Origin of the sequence: Janthinobacterium aestuarii, assembly GCF_051380835.1 — a bacterium.
In the GTDB taxonomy this organism is placed as follows: domain Bacteria; phylum Pseudomonadota; class Gammaproteobacteria; order Burkholderiales; family Burkholderiaceae_D; genus Janthinobacterium; species Janthinobacterium aestuarii.
The window spans coordinates 891,670-906,962 of sequence record NZ_JBNYXU010000001.1 but is presented as its reverse complement, the minus strand read 5'-3'; the positions used below and the strand labels follow the sequence as shown (position 1 = coordinate 906,962).

Annotated in this window: 12 protein-coding genes; 4 read left to right on the top strand and 8 right to left on the bottom strand. The window is 62.5% G+C overall.

The annotated features are described in order from the left end of the window. The first annotated feature begins 195 nt into the window (after positions 1–195). Positions 196–603 carry a PRC-barrel domain-containing protein gene (locus ACQ4WO_RS04105; protein ID WP_436480331.1) on the top strand — a complete coding sequence of 136 codons (408 nt, stop codon included), beginning with the start codon at positions 196–198 and terminating at the stop codon, positions 601–603. Positions 604–694: 91 nt separating this feature from the next. Here ACQ4WO_RS04105 and ACQ4WO_RS04100 read toward each other — a convergent pair whose 3' ends face one another. The 5 genes from ACQ4WO_RS04100 to ACQ4WO_RS04080 form a co-directional block, all read right to left on the bottom strand. After that, entirely contained in the window at positions 695–2,953 is a 2,259-nt protein-coding gene (locus ACQ4WO_RS04100; RefSeq protein ID WP_436480330.1) for a TonB-dependent receptor domain-containing protein, read from the bottom strand. A 31-nt stretch (positions 2,954–2,984) separates the two neighbouring features. After that, entirely contained in the window at positions 2,985–3,764 is a 780-nt protein-coding gene (locus ACQ4WO_RS04095; RefSeq protein WP_436480329.1) for an energy transducer TonB, read from the bottom strand. Beyond that, positions 3,761–4,186: a TonB system transport protein ExbD gene (gene exbD / locus ACQ4WO_RS04090; protein ID WP_436480328.1), complete on the bottom strand. Its 426-nt coding sequence runs from the start codon at positions 4,184–4,186 to the stop codon at positions 3,761–3,763. Before exbD ends, ACQ4WO_RS04095 begins: the two co-directional genes overlap by 4 nt. Positions 4,187–4,189: 3 nt before the next feature. Next, the gene (gene exbB / locus ACQ4WO_RS04085; protein WP_436480327.1) at positions 4,190–4,936 is read right to left on the bottom strand and encodes a tonB-system energizer ExbB; all 747 of its coding nucleotides are present in this window, start codon (positions 4,934–4,936) and stop codon (positions 4,190–4,192) included. 140 nt (positions 4,937–5,076) lie between these two features. Further along, on the bottom strand, positions 5,077–6,000 hold the full coding sequence (locus ACQ4WO_RS04080) for a ChaN family lipoprotein (RefSeq protein WP_436480326.1): 924 nt from the start codon (positions 5,998–6,000) through the stop codon (positions 5,077–5,079). Between the two features lie 177 nt (positions 6,001–6,177). Here ACQ4WO_RS04080 and ACQ4WO_RS04075 point away from each other — a divergent pair, with 177 nt between their 5' ends. Next, positions 6,178–7,587, top strand: coding sequence for an FAD-binding oxidoreductase (locus ACQ4WO_RS04075; protein WP_436480325.1), 1,410 nt, complete (start codon positions 6,178–6,180; stop codon positions 7,585–7,587). A 77-nt stretch (positions 7,588–7,664) separates the two neighbouring features. Here ACQ4WO_RS04075 and ACQ4WO_RS04070 read toward each other — a convergent pair whose 3' ends face one another. Both ACQ4WO_RS04070 and ACQ4WO_RS04065 read right to left on the bottom strand, forming a co-directional pair. Further along, entirely contained in the window at positions 7,665–8,138 is a 474-nt protein-coding gene (locus ACQ4WO_RS04070) for a GNAT family N-acetyltransferase (protein ID WP_436480324.1), read from the bottom strand. A gap of 39 nt (positions 8,139–8,177) precedes the next feature. Then, positions 8,178–11,321, bottom strand: coding sequence for an error-prone DNA polymerase (locus ACQ4WO_RS04065; protein WP_436480323.1), 3,144 nt, complete (start codon positions 11,319–11,321; stop codon positions 8,178–8,180). 97 nt (positions 11,322–11,418) lie between these two features. On the opposite strand from ACQ4WO_RS04065, the gene ACQ4WO_RS04060 reads away from it, so the two are divergent. Next, complete coding sequence (locus ACQ4WO_RS04060) at positions 11,419–12,204, top strand: PhzF family protein (RefSeq protein ID WP_436480322.1); 786 nt, start codon at positions 11,419–11,421, stop codon at positions 12,202–12,204. Between the two features lie 165 nt (positions 12,205–12,369). Continuing rightward, entirely contained in the window at positions 12,370–14,772 is a 2,403-nt protein-coding gene (locus tag ACQ4WO_RS04055; protein WP_436480321.1) for a TonB-dependent receptor plug domain-containing protein, read from the top strand. Between the two features lie 72 nt (positions 14,773–14,844). Here the strand turns inward: ACQ4WO_RS04055 and ACQ4WO_RS04050 are convergent, their stop codons facing one another. Continuing rightward, the gene (locus ACQ4WO_RS04050) at positions 14,845–15,234 is read right to left on the bottom strand and encodes a GNAT family N-acetyltransferase (protein ID WP_436480320.1); all 390 of its coding nucleotides are present in this window, start codon (positions 15,232–15,234) and stop codon (positions 14,845–14,847) included. Between the last annotated feature and the right edge of the window lie 59 nt (positions 15,235–15,293).

Below are 15,293 nucleotides of genomic sequence, written 5' to 3'. Positions count from 1 at the left end.
CCCGCCTGCGTCGCCTCCCGCGCGCGGAAATTTGCGCCAAATACCGACTATCCCTCCCCCTCCTGCTGTCTACGCACAACAAGATTGCAAGCTAGCAATAACTGAAATATTTCCAATTCCATACTTTGTGTGGGAGAGCGAACAGACCCTGCCGCACCCTGGCGGCACACTGGCATTTTCAACAGGAGGTCCATCATGAGCTACGAAGAACGCGACGCCTACGGCATGTATGTCAACCGCGGCCACAAAGGTCCCGGCCCGGAACTGATGGGTGCAGACACCCTGATCGGCGACCATGTGCACAACGCCAAGGATGAACATCTGGGCGAAATCAAGGAAATCATGATCGACATGCGCAGCGGCAAAATCGCCTACGCCGTGATGTCGCACGGCGGTGTGTTTACCATCGGCGAAAAACTCTTCGCCGTGCCGTGGGAAGCGCTGCTGCTCGACACCGTCAACAAGCGCTTCACCCTCAACGTCGACAAGGAACGCATCGAAAACGCGCCCGGCTTCGACACGGATAACTGGCCGAACATGGCGGACCAAGCCTGGGCGACATCGATCCACAATTATTATGGCACCACACCACGCGAGTATTAAAGAGCTGGCCTCATTTGGGGTCAGACCCGCCGGGGGCATGCGGCCCAATGGACCGCATGCCGATTCCAAAGGAACTGACCCCAGCTTTAAACTAGAACCGGTACTCCAGCCCTGCCACATACGTCCTGCCCCGCGCCGTACTCATCGGCGTGTTGTCCTGCGACTGCGACGGCATCGAGTTCAGGCGGTTCAGCGCTTCCGAGTAATTCTTGTCCATCGCGTTCTGCACAGACAGGCGCAGGAACAGGTTTTTCGTCACCTGCCAGCTCGCATACAAATCGATCACGGCCGGAATCTTCGGATTGTCCACCTTCGCCACTTCCCCCGTCACTTCATCGGCTTCATTGTCCGGCGACAGGCGGCGGTTCGAGCCCGTGTGCTTGATGATGGCGCCCACCTCCATTTTATTGTCCAGCAAGCGCGTGCCCACATCGAGGTTGTAGTAGGTGCTGGGCAGCTCGCTGATGTCGGACGCGCCAAACCACGCGCTGGCGATCGAGGTGGGCTGGCTGGTCTTTTCACGCGTGTACGACAGCCGCGCAAAAGCCGGACCCAGCTGGTATTGCGCTTCCAGTTCCCAGCCGCGCGTACGCACGGGCGTGGCCGAGTTGATGTAGATATACATATTGGTCACGTATTCGTCGACCGTCTCCCAATCCGTGGCGATCACTTCCGAGATATTGCACTTGCGCCCGTTGTCACAGACGAGGAAGGATTGACTGGTGATATAGCCGTCGATCTTGCTCTTGAAATACAAGGCCTTGAAGTTCAGCGCATCGTTGGCGCTCAGCAAACCGTGCAGGCTGGAATTGAAACCCAGCTGATAGGTCGTCGCCTTTTCCCCCTTCAGGAAGGGGTTCATCGACGCCCCGCCATCGTTCGAGAAAAATACTTCCTGCGGATTCGGCCCCCGCATGGTGCGCTCGGCGCTGGCAAACGGCTGGAACCACGGCGTCACCTGTGCGGACACGAGCAGCGAGGGATTGATGCCGTGTTCCTTCAACGCGATATGCGCCGCCCCTTGCGGGAAGCATTTTACGCGCTCGTCACAAGCCGGCTTATAGCCCGTCAATTCGAAACGCGTGTAATTCAGCCCGGCATTGATCTGATAGATACTGCGGTTGTATTGCAGGCCCGCATACAGGCTGTCGATCTTTTGCTTGCCGGTGGGGCCAAAGGTATTGTTTTCAATCGATTGCCGGTTCGCGTCCGGGTTGTCGGGATCGTCGACGAGGCTTTCCACGTGCTTGCTGTATTGATTGCGCATCAGCTTGCCGCCCACGGTCACCAGCGCATCGCCGCCCGCCAGCTTGAAACTGCTCGTGTTGTTGATGTCGAAGGCGTCGGCGCGGTTGGCCGTGCTCGTGTTGACGAAATTGATCAAGGCTTCCGGCATGTATTTCTGCTTGCCGCGGCTGCTGCTGGCCGTCACATTGAGATCGATCAATTCCGAAAACAGCGTGTAGTGGTATTTCACATAGTAGTCATCGCTCCGGATATCGCGGCGCGTGAACGTGTTGCGGTAATCGCGCGCCGACAGTTCCAGCGCATGGAAATCGCTCAGTTTGAGGTCCAGCTTGAGCAATTGCGACTTCGGCCTTTGTTTATAGAAACGGTTGTAGCCGAAGCCGAATTCCTCGCTATCCGTGCCCTTGCCATTCTTGTAGTTGTTGCCGATCACGCTCACGCTCGTGGCCGCCATGAAGCCGACGCTGCCGCCATCGAAGGCAGGGTTTTTCATGGCCACGGCCAGCATGGCGCTGCGTCCCACGCCGTTATTGCCGGCGGACATCTTCGTGCGCGCGCCCGCCTTCTCGCCCGTAAACACCACGTCATCGACGCCGATGGTGCGGAAGTTGGCGCTGCCGCCCAGCGCATTGACGCCGTCGCCGCCAACGACATTACCGCGCGACACGTCCACGCCGATGATGAAATTCGGGTCGATCAGGGCGCCGAACTGGCTGCTGGGCACGCTACCATGCGCCACTTCCGACGGTGCGCTGCCATAGTAATTCTGCGTCACGCCATCGACCATGGTGTTGACCCTGCCAAAGCCGGACAGGCCGCGGATGTTGACACTGACGGCCCCTTGCGCTGGATCGATCTGGGTAAACGTGCCCGGCATGCCGCGCAATATCTGGTCGACCGGCTGCAAGCGCGTATCGGCGCCGCGCGCACTGACGGCGCCCGGTTTTTCCAGCGCCTGCTGTTCCACGGGTACCGTTTCACCCGAGACATTCAGCGGCGAAAACACGACCTTGCCATTGTCTTGTGCCTGTTGCGCCCATCCCTGCTGCGCGAGCAAGGCCATGCAGATGCCCACGGCCTGCGTCATTGTCTTGATATGCATACACCCTCGATTTGTTATGTGATTGAAAAAGTCAGCTGGCGCCGTGGCCGCTCTCGGCGTCGAGCTTGAACGACACGGGCAAGGTCACCGTCACCGTGCCCTGGCGCAGGACGTTGTCGGGCGGCGCCGGCAGCGGCTGCGCGCGCTGCAGCACTTGCAGTGCTTCGCGGTCGAGCAGCACCGTGCCCGATGAGGTGACCAGTTCGCTGGCCAGCAGCTTGCCGTCGCGGTCCAACTGGAAACGTACCCAGGCGGCGCCGGCCCGCTTGCGTTGGCGCGCGTCGCCCGGATAGCGCTTGAAATGGGCCAGATGGCCCAACACGCGGCTTTGCCAACTGGCCGGCGCCGCATTGGTCAACGGCGTATCGCTATCGAATGGCGCCGCCTGCGGACCGCGCACGGCGGCCGGCGCCGGCGTGGCGCTGCTGCTGGCCTGTGCGGGTAATGACGTTTCCTTCGCAGCATCCTTGCCAATATCTGTTGACGGGCTGGGCGTTGTCTTTTCCTCTTTTTCAGCGGCGACAATCTCCTGCGCGGCGGCGCGCGCCAGCACGGGCAGCGCCTCTTGCCTGGCCGTGCTCTTTTTGGGTTGGGCGGCGCTGGACGCCGCCGACTGGCGCGCCGCTGCCGCTGCCGCTTGCCGTGTTTCCGGCGACATCGCTTGCGCGGCAAATACCACCATCACGCTGGCGGGCGGCTGCGTGGGAGCGACGCTGACGGGCCGCCAGCCGGCCCACAGCAGCAGCGCCAGCACGGCGGCCACTACCAGCAACGTGGCGATGCCCCAGCTCAATATCGGACGCGGATTCACCCGCCCTCCCGGCCCACCAGGCCCACTTTCAGATAGCCGGCCCGGCGCAGGGCATCCATCACGCCCAGCACATCTTCATAGGCCGCTTGTTTGTCGGCCTGGAAAAACAGGGTGCGCTGGCGGTCGCCGCCCGTCTGCGCGTCGAGCAAAAGGCCCAATTGCTCGCGCGCCACGGGCGCCTCGCCCAGGTACAGGCTGCGGTCGGCTTTCAGGGAAACGAACAGGGGCTTGTCGGGGCGCGGTGCCGGCTTGGCCTTGGCGGCCGGCAAGTCGATTTTCAGGTCGACGGTGGCCAGCGGCGAGACCACCATGAAAATGATCAACAGCACCAGCATCACGTCGATGAAGGGGGTGACATTGATCTCGCTCAATTCCGGCATGTCGGCCGTATCGTCGTCCGGCGTAGGAAACAGGGAAGCCATGGCTCAGGCCTGCTTGCGGGTGTCGAGGTCGCGGCTCAGCATCAGCAGCACTTGCGCGGAAGCGGCGCGCAGCTGCGCCCTGTACTGGTTGATGCCCCGGCTCAAGACGTTATAGATGACGACGGCGGGAATCGCCGCCACCAGACCCAGGGCGGTGGCCAGCAAGGCTTCCGCGATGCCGGGCGCGACAGTGGCCAAATTCGTGCTCTGGCTGACGGCGATGCCGATGAAACTGTTCATGATGCCCCACACGGTACCGAACAGGCCGACGAACGGCGCCACGGCGCCGATGCTGGCGAGCAGACCGATGCCTTGCGTCATGCTGCGTATATTGTGCGCAATCCACTGTTCCTGGCGAAAGCCAGCCCGCTCCTTCAGGGCCGCCGCTGGCGCACTGGCGTGCGACAGCTTCAATTCCTGCTGCACATCGCCGAGCAGCTGTTGCGCCAGCACGGACACCTCGCTCTTTGCCGCCGCGTCCGGCAAGGAGATCGCCGTCTTCAGCACGGCAACGGCTTGCGCCGCCGCGCGCCGGGCTTGCAGCAAACTGGCGCCCTTCACCAGCAAGACCACCCAGGTGGCCAGCGCGGCGACCAGCAAGCCGATGAGTACGCTTTTGACGACCTGGTCGGCAGCGAAAAACATGCCCAGCGGCGACATGTCATGTGGCAAGGTGGACGCTTGCGCCGTGGCATGCAACAGGGACAGAAACACGCCGCCAGCGGCGGCTTTGAGACAGGAGATACGCATGGAAGCTTCAACAGGTAACAGGCATGGCTGCGCCAACGGCGCGCACGCGCATGCAAAAAATCGGACGAACTACCTGGCTGCTGCGAAGAAGCTTGCTGGGGGAGAATGCCGGGCTGAACGCCCGGCGGAGGTGCTACGGCTTACTTGGCGCTGGCGACGGCGGGCGCAACAACCGGCGTGAACCAGACGAAATCGGCCTGCGGCGCCTGGACTGCCGCGCCCTGCTGCGCCAGGACCAGCACCAGCGGCACCGGACCGCCCGTCAAGTCCTGCACGTGCAACGGCACGCCCAGGTCCTTGTGCGCATGGTAGGCGCCTGCAATCAGCACGGCCGGCGCGGGTGCGGCCAGCAGGCGCTCGGCCATGCGGCGGTCGCGCTGCTGCTGCACCGACAGCATGGCGGCCAGGCGCGGTTCGTCGATCTGGTTGTCGTGCATGATGCGGATGATGTCTTTCAGCTTGGCATGCACCTTGCCATCGTTGGCCAGGTTCGAATGCTTGCCCTGCACGGCCGGCTTGTCGATAAACATTTGCTTGATCTCGCTGCGGTCCAGGTTGGCCGACCAGACGGGATACGGCGCGCGCATCACGGTCATCACCAGGTCGCCATATTGCGCCCACTTCCAGCCCGGCTGCCAGGCCACCAGCTCGGCCACGTGTTCGGGGCGCACGACGGGGTCCGTCTGCAGCCACGGCTTGACCTTGTCCACCTTGGCTTGCTGGTCCGGGTTCAACATTTCCAGCAGCACGCTGCCTTGCGGACGCTGGCCCTGCAACTGCTGCAACAACCATTGCTCGATCTGGTGATGGCTGAGCTGGTCATGCTGCTCGCCCACGATGACACGCGGCGCGACGGCCAGCTGGGCCAGCAATTGCTCGGCAGTCACGCGCTTGCCGCTGCGCAGGTCAACGATCTCGCCCAGCTGGCGCACGTCTTGCGCAGCGGCAGGCGCAACGGCGGTGGCGCCGGCACCGTTGACGGGTGCGACGCTGCTGCAAGCGCTCAGGGCCAGTACGCAGGCGGGCAGGACGGCTGCGAGGGACAGGGGGAATCTCATGGGCATGGCCTTTCGGATTGAAGCACGCATTGCAAAATAACTACTGGCGGGCATTTTAATAGAAATGATTCTCATTTACAACCGCTGCGCGGCGCATCATGCGGAATTTTTTACAACTGGCAAAAATGGTGCTTCGGTGAAATCTCCAGGTGCGGGGTAGAATAAAAAAAACGGAGGACTTGCGTGAATCAAACTGACCAGTTGGCGGTACTGAAAAAACCGCTGCCAGACTCTCTTGCTGCCGTACTTTCCCTGATCTTTGCCGACCGCTTTTCCATGACGCAAGCCATGCGCGAACACCATGGACGCGACGAGTCGAGCTATCCCCCCATGCTGCCTGACGCCGTCATCTTCGCCCATTCCACCGAGGAAGTGGCGGCCGCCGTCAAGCTGTGCAGCGCGCACGACGTACCCATCATCGCCTACGGCAGCGGCACCTCGCTCGAAGGCCACGTGCTGGCCCTGCATGGCGGCGTGACGATTGATATGTCGCAAATGAATCAGATGGTCGCCGTGCATGGTGAAGACTTGACGGCCACCGTGCAGGCGGGCGTAACGCGCAAGCAACTGAACGAGGAAATCCGCGACACGGGCCTGTTCTTCCCCATCGACCCGGGCGCCAATGCGTCGCTGGGTGGCATGGCGGCCACGCGCGCCTCGGGCACAAATGCCGTGCGCTACGGCACCATGCGCGAAAACGTGCTGGCCCTGACCGTGGTGACGGCCGATGGCCGCATCATCAAGACGGGAACCAGAGCGAAAAAATCGTCGGCCGGCTACGACCTGACGCGCTTGTTCGTCGGCAGCGAAGGGACGTTGGGCATCATCACGGAAGTGACGGTCAAACTGTATCCGCTGCCGGAAGCGATCTCGGCGGCCGTGTGCTCATTCCCCGGCACGGGCGAAGCCGTCAGCGCCGTGATCCAGACCATCCAGATGGGTATTCCTGTGGCGCGGGTCGAGTTTCTCGATGAAAATGGCGTGAAAGCCATCAATGCCTACGACAAGATGGCGCTGCCGCAAAAGCCGCTGTTGCTGTTTGAGTTCCACGGCACGCCGGCCAGCGTGGCCGAGCAGGCGCAGCAGGTGCAAGCCATCACGGCCGAACACGGCGCCAGCGATTTCGAGTGGGCCAGCCGCCCCGAAGACCGCTCGCGTTTGTGGGCCGCGCGCCACAACGCGTATTTCGCCCTGCTGCAGATGCGCCCCGGCAGCCGCGCCATTTCCACCGATTGCTGCGTGCCCATTTCGCGCCTGGCCGAATGTATCCTCGCCACCAAGGCCGATTGCGAGGCGCGGGGCCTCGTCTACGCCATCATCGGCCACGTGGGCGACGGCAATTTCCACGTGCAGATGCTGGTCGATCCCGACGACCCGGCCGACATCGCCCGCGCGGAAAAGGTCAACAGCGACATGGTCACGCGCGCCATCGGCATGGATGGCACGTGCACGGGCGAGCACGGCGTGGGCATGCACAAGATGGCGTTCCTCGTGGAAGAACATGGCGAAGGTGCCATCGACACCATGCGCGCCTTGAAACATGCGCTGGATCCGAAGAACATCATGAATCCGGGGAAGATCGTACGCTGGTAATCAATACCAACCCAAAAAGCAAATGCCGGGGTCGTACCCTGAGGGTGCGACCCCAGTCCTTGTCGTTGGGGTGATTTTTACAATTCCATGCGCATCGGCACGAAAGCGATGCCGCCCTCCTCCACCTTCGGCCCCGTGGCGACAAAGCCCAAGCTCATGTACAGGGGCAAGGCATACAGCGAGGAATTGACGGTAAAGGCCGTCACATCGCTCCTGGCCAGCGACGCATCGCGGGCTGCCTGCCACAGGCGGCGCGCCATGCCGCGCCGGTGCAGGGCGCGCGGCACGAACATGTGGAACAGATGCGTGTTGTCGCGCATGGCCACGACGCCGGCCAGCTCGCCGCCGATATGCGCGAGCTGATACGCATAGCGCGACTGTGACAGATAGCCTTCGATGGCTGGCTGGCGGCAGTGTTCGATGAATTTTTCCGCCCCCGCGCCATCCGGATGCAGGGTCAAAAAGGGCATCAGGTCGTCGATCAGGGCAACGATGGCGGGCGCGTCGGCGACGAGGGCGGGACGCAGTGTCGGTTCGGGTAATGTTGTCATTCTTAAATAATGCCATGCCCTCCTCCCCGCCGGCAACTCTCAACAAAAATCGCGGCTGCTGGTGCGCAAGCGTCCCAGCAGATGCGACATGTCGACCAGGCGCTTGGCCACCAGGTTGCGCACGATGCCTTCGCGCTGCCACACGCCGTACACGCCCAGCAGCGGCGCGCTCAGCACTTCGCGCCGCTGGCTTTCCACCAGGTCGGGCCAGACGATGACGTTGACGGTGCCCGTCTCGTCTTCCAGTGTCATGAAGATCACGCCCTTGGCCGTACCCGGACGCTGGCGCACGGTGACGATGCCGCAGGCGCGCGCCACTTGCCCGCTCGTGTACGTCATCAGCGTAGACGCCGGCATGAAACGCTGTTCCAGCAATTGCCTGCGCAGCAGCGCCAGCGGGTGGCGGCCCAGAGTCAGGCCTTGCGCGCGGTAGTCGCTGACGATGCTCTCGCCTTCCGTCGGGGCGGCCAGCATGGGCAAGTCTTCCTCTTGCGTCGTGGCGCGCAGCAGATCCCTGTCGGGCACGGCGCCAGCCGCCTGCCACAGCGCGACGCGCCGGTGCCCGGCCAGCGCGTGCAGCGCATTGCCGGCAGCGAGCACCTGCAAGTCATGACGGTCCAGGCCGCCACGCAGGGCCAGGTCGACCACGTCGACAAAAGCGGCAATGGCGCGCGCATCCTCGATACGCCGGGCGGCCTCGGCGCGCATGCCGAACAGGCTGTTCAAGCCCAGGCGCACGGCGGGCGCGCGCCCTTCCGTAGTCTCTTCCAACGTCGCCTCCCAGTCGCTGATGGCCACGTCGACGGGCAGCACCTGCACGCCATGCCGGCGACCATCCTGCACCAGTTGCGAAGGGCTGTAAAAGCCCATGGGCTGGCTGTTGAGCAAGGCGCACAGGAAGGCGGCCGGTTCGTGGCATTTCAGCCAGGAACTGGCGTACGTCAGCAGGGCGAAACTGGCCGCGTGCGACTCGGGAAAGCCGTATTCGCCAAAGCCCTCGATCTGGCTGAAGATGGCCTCGGCAAACTCTCGCTCATATTCATTTTTGACCATCGTTTCAACGATGCGTTTCTTGTAATTGTTCATGCCACCCTTGCGTTTCCAGGCCGCCATGGCGCGCCGCAGCTCATCGGCCTCGCCGGGGCTGAAATCGGCGGCGATGATGGCCACCTGCATCACTTGCTCCTGGAAAATGGGAATGCCGAGTGTGCGTCCCAGTGCCTTTTCCAGGCCTTTCGGATACTCGATCGCCTCCTTTTCCTGGCGGCGCTGCAGATACGGATGCACCATGCCGCCCTGGATGGGGCCGGGGCGCACGAGCGCCACTTCGATGACGAGGTCGTAGAATTCACGGGGCCGCAGCCGGGGCAGCATGCTCATCTGCGCGCGCGACTCGATCTGGAACACGCCGATGGTGTCGGCCTCGCACATCATGTCGTAGGTGGCGGGGTCTTCGCGGGGAATATCCTGCAGGCGGAACTCTTCGCCGCGCCGTGCACCGACCAGTTCCAAGGCACGGCGCAGGGCCGACAGCATACCCAGCGCCAGCACGTCGACCTTCATCAAGCCCAGCTCCTCGAGGTCGTTCTTGTCCCACTCGATGACGCTGCGCTCGGCCATGGTGGCGTTTTCAATCGGCACCAGGCGCGACAACTTCCCGTGCGCAATGACGAAGCCGCCCGGATGCTGCGACAGATGGCGGGGAAAGCCCATCAACTGCTGCGCCAGGCCGGCCCACTGCTGCGACAATGCCGCTTCCGGATCGAGCCCGCATTCAGCAAGGCGCTCCAGCAGATCGCGCTTGCCGTCGAACCAGCGGTGCGCCTTGGCCACTTTTTCCACGATGGCCAGGTCGATCCCCAGCGCGCGGCCGCTGTCGCGCAAAGCGCTTTTTGGACGGTAGCTGATCACCACGGCGGCCAGCGCGGCCCGCTCGCGCCCATATTTTCCGTAGATATATTGAATCACCTCTTCGCGCCGCTGGTGCTCGAAATCGACGTCGATGTCGGGCGGCTCGTTGCGCTCGCGTGACATGAAACGCCCGACCAGCGAATTGCCGCGTGCCGGGTCCACTTCCGTGATGTGCAGGCAATAACAGACGGCCGAATTGGCTGCCGAGCCCCGGCCCTGGCACAGGATGTTTTGCGAACGGGCAAAGCGCACGATGTCGTACACGGTCAAAAAGTACGCTTCATACGACAGCTCGGCGATCAGTTCCAGCTCCTGCTCGATCTGCTCCTGCACGTTGGCCGGAATGCCCAACGGAAAGCGGAGACGCGCGCCCGCATATGTTTCTTCGCGCAGATAGGTCGCCGGCGTGTGGCCGCCCGGCACCAGCTCGTCGGGATAGTCATAGCGCAGGCTGTCGAGGGAAAATTCGCACATCTTGGCAATGCGCAAGGTTTCCGCCAGCGCTTGCGGCGGATACACATTGGCCAGGCGCAAGCGCGCGCGCAAATGCTGCTCCGCATTTTGCGCCAGCGCATAGCCGCATTCGCCCACGGGCTTGCCCACGCGAATCGCGCACAAAGTGTCGAGCAGGGGCTTACGCGAACGCACGTGCATGCACACGTGGCCGATGGCCACCACGGGCAAACCCTGCGCCTGCGCCGCCTCTTGCACGGCGCTGCGGTGCGCGTCATCCTGCGCCCGCTGCAGCAGGTTCAGGCCGATCCAGCTGCGCTCGCCGCCAAAGGTGGACGCCATCCACGCCCCCTGCGCACGCACAGTTTCCGGCTGGGCCGGATAGCTGGGCAGCAAGATCATCAGGCAGCCAGGCAGCCCCCGCAAATGGGCAAACTCGGCCGAAGGCGCCGCAAAATCGTCGGGCGTCAGCAAATAGCGCCCCTTGGCCGCCCGCGTGCGCGCCATGGTGATCAGCTCAGACAAATTGCCATAACCGTCGATGTCTTGCACCAGCGCCAGCAAGGACAGGGCCGGACTGCCGTCGGCCTGCGTCAAATGAAAATGCGCGCCGATGATCAACGGAAAATCGGCCCGCTTGGCCGTCGCATGGGCACGCACGACGCCCGCCAGCGAGCACTCGTCGGTAATGGCCAGCCCCTTGTACCCAAGCTGGACGGCGCGCGCCACCAGCTCTTCAGCATGCGAGGCCCCATGCAGGAAGCTGAAATTGCTCAGGCAGTACAACTCAGCATACTCGGGTAAGACGGCGCCCCACATGATCTACCTCAATACTGTATATAAACACAGTATATTATACGCATCTGGAATACGGCTTCTCGGTTATGCTGGTGTTTTACCTTATGCCTCGCCCATCATGATCGTCCATTTATTGAAATGTTTCGGCGCCGCACCCGGTGGCGGCAATGCGGCGCTGGTCGTGGAAAACGACGACAACAGCGAAACGGCGCGCCAGCAATTTGCCCGCGAACGCCAGGTCAGCGCCTGCGTCTTCCTCGACCGGCAAGCGGACGGAGGCGTCGTGCTCGACTATTTTTATCCGCACACGCGCAGTCCCCTGTGCCTGCATGCCACCCTGGCGGCTGCCCATGTGCTGCTGACGGCGCCTGGCGCACCGGCAGCCTTGACGGTGACCACGGCCATGCGCGGGCAAGCCTTGCAGCTGGTGCGCCGCGCGGAAGGTATTTTCATCGGCCTGACACCGCAGCCGGCGCCGGCCGTCATGGTGGAGAAATATGTGCCGTCGGAACTGATGGGCCAGCACATGCACTTGCTGTCGCCGCCCGTGATCGCCTCCGTCGGCAGTTCGAAGCTGCTGCTGGAAGTGGCCGACCTTACCACCCTGCGCGCGCTGCGACCGAACCTGGAACTGATCGCCGACTGGAGCGCCTTGCATCAGGTCAACGGCTGCTATGCGTATTGCCGCACGGGCGAGCACGAGTACGAAGGGCGCAACTTCAACCACCTCGACCCGGCGCTGGAAGACAGCGCCACGGGCGTGGCGGCGGGCGCGCTGTCAGCGCATTTGCAGCAGTCGCTGCGCCTGCATCAGGGCCACGTGACGCAGCAGCCATGTTTGATCGAGGTGCAATACAGCGCGCAGGCAATCTGGGTGGGCGGCATGGTGCAACGCAGCACCTGAACGGGGCATGCCGCACCAGTACGAGGCAAGCCGGGCAGCGGCGAAAAGCTAATCAACCAGGAAACAACAGTTACTACAAATTTGTAATAAGAAAACAAAGTATCGCTGGTGAATGATGAAATGATGGCACTAGAATCAAATCACAATACCACTTGGAGATACTGCGTGCCGACCCTCACCACCTTGCGTAAAGCAGTCCTCATCAGCCTGTACGGCAGCGCCGCCCTGGCCGCCTTCAGTCCCGCCGCCATGGCGCAGAGCAACGACCCTGCGGCCACGGAAGGTCCCGTGCAAACGGTCAGTGTGGTCGGCTCGCGCAGGGTCGCCAGTTCCTCCACCGATACGATGGTGCCGGTCGATATCATTCCGATTTCCAAGGTGGCCGAGCAAGGCGGCCAGTTCGACCTGGCGCAATCGCTGCAATACATCTCGCCCTCGTTCAATTCCACGCGCCAGACGGGCGCCGACGGGGCCGACCTGATCGATTCGGCCGCCCTGCGCGGCCTCGGCTCCGACCAGACCCTCGTGCTGGTCAACGGCAAGCGGCGCCACACGACGGCCCTCGTCAACCTGTTCGGCGCGCGCAACCGCGGCAACACGGGCACGGACATGAATGCGATTCCCTTGTTGGCGATCAAGAACGTGCAAGTGCTGCGCGACGGCGCCGCCGCCCAGTACGGCTCGGACGCCATTGCCGGCGTGATCGACATCGAACTGAAAAAAAGTCTGGGCTGCGAAGCGGTGGCCGGCTACAGCCAGTATTCGGAAGGCGACGGCAAGAATTACATGACCTCCGCCTACTGCGGCATCGCGCTGGGCGACAAGGGCACCCTGGCCATCACCGGCGAATACCTGGACCGGGGCCGCTCGAACCGCGCCGATTCCGACAGCATGCGCATCATCGGCGACACCAAATCCAAAAACAAAACCCTGTACGTGAATGGCGACTACGCCACCAGCGGCACGGGCAAGCTGTACTTCACGGCCGGCGCACAGACGCGCGACGCCTCGAGCGCCGCATTTGGCCGGGGCGGCATCGGCAGCGACGACATCCCGTCGCGCAATTCGGCCGCCATGTACCCGGACGGTTTCGTGCCTTTCATTAACGGCAAGATCGACGACCAGTACGCCACCATCGGCCATCGCAGCCAGATCGGCGAATGGCATGCGGATTTTTCACAAACCTATGGCTACAACAAGATGCGCTACGACATCAGCAATACGCTGAACGCATCGATCGCCAATCTCGACTTGATGAACGGCGGCAAGGGCGTGAGCGCCAGCAACTACGACGCGGGCGGCTTCTCGTTCCAGCAGCTGACCAGCAACGCCGATTTCAGCCGCTACTACGACACAGTGATGCGCGGCATGAACGTGGCCTTCGGCGCCGAGTACCGCAGCGAAGAATACAAGATCATGGCCGGCGAACCGGGCTCCTACAACGACGCCGACGGCGTGGGTGTGGGCGGCAATGCGGGCAGCCAGGGCTTTCCCGGCTTCCAGCCCGGCGACGCCACGAAGGCCAAGCGCCACAGCATCGCCGCGTATGGCGACGTGGAACTGGAATGGACGGAACGCCTGAAAACCCAGGCAGCCCTGCGCTATGAAAAATTCAGCGACTTCGGCTCCACCGTCACCGGCAAGCTGGCCGGCAGCTACAAGCTGGCGCCGAACGTGCTGCTACGCGGTTCGGCCAGCACGGGTTTCCGCGCGCCATCGTTGCAGCAAGTGTATTTCTCGTCCACCTTCACCGACTTCATCGGCGGCGTGCCCACCGACGTGGTGCTGGCGCCGAATGGCGACACCGTCGCCAACGCGGCCGGCATCCCGAAGTTGAAAGAGGAAAAATCCACCAGCTTTACCTTGGGCACCACCTGGACGCCGACGCAAGCCATCTCCGTCACGGCCGACCTGTACAACATCAAGATCAAGGACCGCATCGTGCTGTCGGGCCGCTTCAATGCCGACAACTACCCTGACCTGGCCGCGCGCCTGGCCCTGCTGGGCGTGGGCGAAGCGCAATTCTTCGTCAACTCCATCGACACGCGCACGCGCGGGCTGGACCTGACGGCTTCGCACAAGGGCGAGCTGGCCGGCAACCGCCTGAACACCTTCGTGGCCTTGAACCTGAGTAAGACGGAAGTGACGAAAGTCAAGACACCCGCCTCGCTGACGGGCTTCGAGGATGTCTTGCTGTCCGAGCGCGAACGCCTGTTCATCGAACAGGGCGGCCCGCGCGCGAAAGCCACCTTGGGCTTCGACTACATCACGGGCAAGCTGGAATCGGACCTGCGCATCATCTACTTTGGCCCGCAAACCCTGGGCACCTTCAGCGGCACGGCCGAAGGCGTACCGAACGCCCGCTACAAGGCCAAGACCTCGGCCGACCTGAGCTTCACCTACAGCATCAGCAAGAACACCAAGCTGACCTTTGGCGGCAACAACATCTTCAACGTCAAGCCCACCACGCAAAACGCGGACGAGACGGATAACGGCTTCAAATACGACAGCGTGCAATTCGGCCTGAACGGCGCTTCGTATTTCGGACGGCTGTGGGTGAAGTTCTGATCACCGTGTCCGCCTAAAAAACAGCGGCTGCGCCAGCATGGGCAGCCGCTGTTTTTATGTCGGCCTCACCATTCAATGCTCATCGCCCGCATAGATCCACATGGGCTCTGTTTTCCCGGCGCGAACAAATCCCACGGATTCGTAGAACGCGATGGCCCTGCCGTCCGCTGTCAGCATTTGCTGGTGAAACCCCGCATATTTTTCCAGCATGGCCGCCATCATCCTTCTGCCGACACCCTGGCCTTGCGCCATGGGATCGACAAGCATATGCGGAAAGTAGACAACCAGATGACCATCGGAAATGGCATTGCCGATGCCAATCAATTTGCCATCGGCGCGGGCCGTCACCAGGCTGTGGGAATTGCGCAGCGCAGCCATCAGCTCTTTGGGCTTTTCCGCGGACGACCAGTGATTGGCCTTGTAGAGGGCTATCACTTCTTGCTCAGCGAGCACATCATTCATGGAAATTTGCATCGGCACGGCCTTCTTTATGGATGACGCTGACCTTCGCAATGGGAAGG

What these genes read in the sequence shown, in the direction of transcription:
- exbB (WP_436480327.1), bottom strand. Translation starts at nt 4,936, where the DNA reads ATGCGTATCTCCTGTCTCAAAGCCGCCGCTGGCGGCGTGTTTCTGTCC.
- ACQ4WO_RS04070 (WP_436480324.1), bottom strand. Translation starts at nt 8,138, where the DNA reads ATGACAACATTACCCGAACCGACACTGCGTCCCGCCCTCGTCGCCGAC.
- ACQ4WO_RS04080 (WP_436480326.1), bottom strand. Translation starts at nt 6,000, where the DNA reads ATGCCCATGAGATTCCCCCTGTCCCTCGCAGCCGTCCTGCCCGCCTGC.
- ACQ4WO_RS04060 (WP_436480322.1), top strand. Translation starts at nt 11,419, where the DNA reads ATGATCGTCCATTTATTGAAATGTTTCGGCGCCGCACCCGGTGGCGGC.
- ACQ4WO_RS04065 (WP_436480323.1), bottom strand. Translation starts at nt 11,321, where the DNA reads ATGTGGGGCGCCGTCTTACCCGAGTATGCTGAGTTGTACTGCCTGAGC.
- exbD (WP_436480328.1), bottom strand. Translation starts at nt 4,186, where the DNA reads ATGGCTTCCCTGTTTCCTACGCCGGACGACGATACGGCCGACATGCCG.
- ACQ4WO_RS04050 (WP_436480320.1), bottom strand. Translation starts at nt 15,234, where the DNA reads ATGAATGATGTGCTCGCTGAGCAAGAAGTGATAGCCCTCTACAAGGCC.
- ACQ4WO_RS04105 (WP_436480331.1), top strand. Translation starts at nt 196, where the DNA reads ATGAGCTACGAAGAACGCGACGCCTACGGCATGTATGTCAACCGCGGC.
- ACQ4WO_RS04100 (WP_436480330.1), bottom strand. Translation starts at nt 2,953, where the DNA reads ATGCATATCAAGACAATGACGCAGGCCGTGGGCATCTGCATGGCCTTG.